The organism is Microbacterium sp. H6, from assembly GCF_003314775.1.
GTDB lineage: Bacteria > Actinomycetota > Actinomycetes > Actinomycetales > Microbacteriaceae > Microbacterium > Microbacterium oxydans.
This window is the reverse complement of sequence record NZ_QOAY01000179.1, coordinates 10,656-15,633: the sequence shown is the minus strand read 5'-3', so window position 1 is coordinate 15,633 and position 4,978 is coordinate 10,656. Positions and strand designations below refer to the sequence as shown.

The following is a 4,978-nucleotide window of genomic DNA, read 5'->3' as shown; positions in this document are numbered from 1 at the left end:
CGACGACCGCGTCGGCTCCGAGTCTGCTCGCGAGCGCGACTCCGTCCTGTCCCGAGGCCACGGCGAGGACACGAAGCCCTCGATGCTTGGCGAGCTGCACCGCGAGATGGCCGATCCCTCCGCTCGCGCCGAAGATCATCACGGCATCACCGGGACTCGCATCGATGGTGTCGAGTCCGCTCGTGGCCGTGAGCGCGTCCCAGGCCAGCACTCCTGCCTGCTCGTCGGTCAGACGGGCGGGCACCGGAGCGACGTGTTCCTGGTCGACCACGGCGTACTCGGCGTAGAACCCGCCTCTCGGGACGGGGGTCGAGGCAGCGTACACCCGGTCGCCCGGGGCGAAGCGCGTCACCTCGGCCCCGACCGCCTCGACGGTCCCCGCCCCTTCCCACCCGAGGATGTAGGGGAAGGTCGACGGCACGCCGAATGCGCCGTCGTAGTGACCCTCGCGCTCCTCTCGGTCCCACGACCCTAGCCCTGCGACATGGATGCGGATGAGCACGTCGCTGTCCCCGACCGTGGGGACCGGAACCGAGTGTTCATGCAGTTCCGTCTCGTCACCGAATCGATCGAGGATGAGGGCTTTCATCGTCGTGGGCATGGGACTCCTCGTTCTCATCGGTGGTCCGGCTCTCGGACGCCCGGACGCTCAGTCGTAGTCCTCGATCCCCTGCAGGCGCACCTGCTCGAGGTCGAGGCGGGCGGAGATGCGACGCACCACGATGTCGTCGATGGTGCCGGCGCCGCGCAGTCCGAGCAGGACCTCGCGCTTGCGGTCGAGCAGGGCGAGCTTCAGGCGCGTGTGCTCCTCGTGTCGGACCAAGGGCGAACGCTGTGCCAGATCGACGTCGGCGGAGGTCGCGATGATCTGCAGTACGGTGCCGTCCGTGGCCTCTCCCTCCACGACCTGCGAGACGCCGCCTCCGGGCGCCGGGTCGCCACCTACGTCGGCGGTTCCCGCGCTGAGCGGGTCGGGCTCGCCGAGCATCTCGTCCAGCACGTCGGCCTCAGCGTCGACGAGGGCCTGCTCGCGGGCCAGCGACCGGGCGTTGGCGAACTCGAGCATCTGATACCCCTCCGATCGCACGCGATCCAGGACCTCCTGGCCCACACCGTGCTCGGCGGCCAGGTCGTCGAGGGCGGCGAGGGCGGCACCGGAGATCGCCCGCTCTGCGAGCTCGTACTCCTCGTCCTCGGCGTGGTCGACGGGGAACCGCGCCCATCGCACGATGGCGGGCAGCAGCGGACCCTGCACGAGCAGACTCAGCAGGATGACACCCGCCGTCACGAACACGATCTCGTCGCGACCGTTGATCGCGCCGCCCTGGGTGATGCTCGTCGGGACGGAGAGAGCGATGGCGAGGGAGACGGCACCGCGCATGCCGGCGACGGTGGAGACGGCCCTGGCCCGTGCTCTCGCGCCGGGCGCCGGACGCGGACCGCTCTGCCGCTGGAACACCACGTTCAGCAGCTGGAACACATAGCGCACCACCAGCAGCGTCGCCCAGACGGCGAGAGTGATGAGCACCAGGCGCCCGATCGCGGCGGCCGAGATCTCATGCGCGACGTACTGCACCTCGAGACCGATCAGCACGAACAGCGCGCCGTTGAGCAGGAAGACACCGAACGGCCACGCCGCATCCGCCTGGCGTCGCGACGAGGCGGTGGTCACCCGCGGAGAGACGTACGCGACGATGAGCCCCGCCACCACGACCGCCAGAACTCCAGAGGCGTGCACCATCTCGGCGGCGAGGAATGCGGTGAACGGGATCAGCAGCAGCGTGACGTTGATCACGATCGTCGACGAGGTGCGCCGCAGCAGGAGGTAGCCGAGAGCCGCGATGACCACGCCGGCGGCGATTCCACCGACGTAGGAGATCAGCACGTCGAGCGTCACCGACAGCGGGGTGATCTGGCCGCCGAGCGCGAGCGACACCGCGATCGCGTACAGCACCAGGGCCGTGCCGTCGTTGGTCAGGCTCTCGGCCTTGAGCTTCATGAACATGCGGCGCGGCAGCAGTCGACCGAGGGCGGCGACGGCGGTGGCATCCGGTGGGGCGACCGCAGCGCCCAGGATGAGGGCGATCTCCCAGGGCATCCCGAACAGCACACCGATGCCCGCGACCGCGAACGCCGAGGCGACCACCAGCACCGTGCTCATGGGCAGGATGTAGCGGAAGTCGCGGCGGATCGACCGCAGGGACGTGGTGAGGCTCTCCCAGAAGAGCATCACCGGGAGGAACAGCAGCAGCACCGTCTCCGGGGGCAGCTGCACTTCGCGAAGCTGCGGCACGAAGCCCAGCAGCAGTCCGAAGATGACGAGGACGAGGGGCAGCGCGAGACGCACGCGCGGGGCGATCAGGGTTCCGACGAGAATCGTGAGTCCGAGCAGGACTGTTACTTCGAGGCCTTCCATCCCTACCTCCCAACAGCGGTGAGAGAAGGATATTCCTCCGTCAGCCGATCTCCTCGGTGAGTTCGAACCAGCGCAGCTCGAGCTCTTCGATCTCGGCCTGCTGCTCGCTGATCTTCTTCATGCGATCGCCCAGCCCCGCATAGTCGGACTGGTCGTGATCGGCCAGCGCGGTCTTGGCGGCGTTCACCTGCTGGGTGAGCTTCTGGATGCGGCGCTCGAGCGCGGAGATCTCCTTCTGCGCCGCGCGCAGCGCCGCTCCGTCCAGGCCCTTCGTCGCCGCGGCTGAGGTTGCCGTCGCTGCCGCCGTCGCGGTCTGCTTCGAGCCCGCGGACGACTGCAGTTCGCGCAGGCGGAGGTACTCGTCGACCCCGCCGGGGAGGTGGCGCAGATGGCCGTCCAGGATCGCATACTGCTGATCGGTGACGCGCTCCAGGAAGTACCGGTCGTGGCTGACGACGAGGAGGGTGCCGGACCACGAGTCGAGGAGATCCTCGATCGCGGCGAGCATGTCGGTGTCGAGGTCGTTGGTCGGCTCGTCGAGGATCAGCACGTTCGGCTGGTCGAGGAGCACGAGGAGCAGTTGCAGACGGCGCTGCTGTCCACCGGAGAGGTCCTTGACCGGGGTGGAGAGCTGAGCGGAGTCGAACCCGAGGCGCTCGAGGAGCTGCCCCGGCGTGAGGTCCTGCGCCTTCGAGCCCGCGCCCATCGTGTAGGAGGTGCGCAGGCCGGAGATGATCACGCGCACCGGGTCGTTCCAGTGCTGGGTGAGCTCGTCGAGCCGCTGCGTGAGGGTCTGCACCTTCACGGTCGTGCCGCGCTTGACCCGACCGACGGTGGGTTCGACGGTGCCGGAGATGAGGCCGAGCAGGGTCGACTTCCCCGCGCCGTTCACGCCGAGGATGCCGGTGCGCTCACCCGGTGCGATGCGCCATTCGATGTCGCGCAGCACGACCTTCTCGCCGCCGTCCGCCGTCGGGTAGGTCACCCCGACGTCGAGCAGATCGACCACGTCCTTGCCGAGGCGTGAGACCGCGAGCGACTGCAGCGACACCTTGTCGCGGATCTCGGGAACGTCGGCGATGAGCTCGTTGGCCGCATCGATGCGGAACTTCGGCTTCGCGGTGCGGGCCGGGGCGCCACGACGGAGCCAGGCGAGCTCCTTCTTGGCGAGGTTCTGGCGCTTTGCCTCGGTGGCGGCCGCCATGCGGTCGCGTTCGACACGCTGCAGGATGTAGGCCGCGTAGCCGCCCTCGAAGGGCTCGACGATGCGGTCGTGCACCTCCCAGGTCTCGGTGCAGACCTCGTCGAGGAACCACCGGTCGTGGGTCACGACCATGAGGGCGCCCGAGTTCGACGACCAGCGCCTCTTGAGGTGCCGGGCGAGCCACGTGATCGCCTCGACGTCGAGGTGGTTGGTCGGCTCGTCCAGCGCGATGACATCCCAGTCACCGGTCAGGAGCCTGGCGAGCGATACCCGGCGACGCTGTCCACCGCTGAGAGAGCCGATCTCGGCGTCCCACGGCAGATCGGTGAGCAGCCCCTCGATGACATCCCGCACCCGCGCGTCGCCCGCCCACTCGTACTCCGGGGTGTCGCCGACGACCGCGGCGCTGATCGTGAGGTCGTCCGGAAGATTGTCGGCCTGATCGAGCACGCCGATGCGCGTTCCGCCACGCACCGTGACGCGTCCGGAGTTCGGCTCCTTGATGCCGGCCAGCATGCCGAGGAGGCTCGACTTTCCGTCTCCGTTGCGGCCGACGATGCCGATGCGATCGCCCTCCTCGATGCCGAGGGTCACGGAGTCGAAGACGACCCTTGTCGGATATTCGAGGTGGAGGGCTTCAGCCCCGAGAAGATGTGCCATGTTCCCTCCAGGGTAGCCGCGCCCGGTGACGCCAGGACGACCGCCGCCGTCGGACCGCGGCGGGTGGCCGGATCGTCGTTCGGCTCCGCCCGATCTAAAATCGACGGGTGCCAAGGAATCGCCGGGTGTTCTCGCTCATGCTCGACAACCGCAGGGCGAAGCTGATGGAGTCGAGAAGGCGCCCAGGGCACTACGAGCTCAGTGTCGACGGGATCGCGCAGTCGGTGGTCTCGATGACCGACCCGACCACACTCGAGTACGCGTACACGCAGCACATCGCGAGAGCGATCGATGCCGCGGCTGAGCCCGGTGCACCGCTGTTCACCGTGCACCTGGGAGCCGGAGCGCTCACGCTGGCACGCTATGTCGAGGCCACGCGCCCCGGATCCCCGCAGCTCGTGGTCGAGTTCGAACCCGCGCTCTATGCCGCGGTGATCGCCGCGCTGCCCCTCCCGCCCGGCGCTGATCTGCGCGTCGTCTTCGGGGACGCGCGGGCCGTCGCGGACGCGGAACTCCCCGACACAGATCACCCCGACACAGATCACCCCGACACAGATCACCTCGACGCGGATCACCCTGACACGGACCGATCGGCGGTGCCGGAATCCCCTTCCCCGGGGCTCGGCGCCCCGACGACGGGTGGCAGCGCCGTCGACACCGATTGGGTGGATGCACGCTTCACCGTCGTCGACCTGTGG

At 68.8% G+C, this 4,978-nt stretch carries 3 protein-coding genes and 1 pseudogene; 1 reads left to right on the top strand and 3 read right to left on the bottom strand.

Annotated features, from left to right (window positions below; all coding sequences use genetic code 11):
• From DSP71_RS11530 to DSP71_RS11520, 3 genes are all read right to left on the bottom strand, one after another.
• Positions 1 to 601: NADP-dependent oxidoreductase (locus DSP71_RS11530; protein WP_147251304.1), on the bottom strand; the 601-nt coding region annotated here is incomplete at its 3' end.
• A 48-nt stretch (positions 602 to 649) separates the two neighbouring features.
• Entirely contained in the window at positions 650 to 2,416 is a 1,767-nt protein-coding gene (locus tag DSP71_RS11525) for a Na+/H+ antiporter (protein ID WP_061017218.1), read from the bottom strand.
• A gap of 40 nt (positions 2,417 to 2,456) precedes the next feature.
• Complete coding sequence (locus DSP71_RS11520) at positions 2,457 to 4,280, bottom strand: ABC-F family ATP-binding cassette domain-containing protein (protein WP_061017216.1); 1,824 nt, start codon at positions 4,278 to 4,280, stop codon at positions 2,457 to 2,459.
• 107 nt (positions 4,281 to 4,387) lie between these two features.
• Between DSP71_RS11520 and DSP71_RS22255 the strand changes: the two are divergent.
• Positions 4,388 to 4,978 (top strand): annotated as a pseudogene (locus tag DSP71_RS22255) (hypothetical protein); the annotation flags it as partial.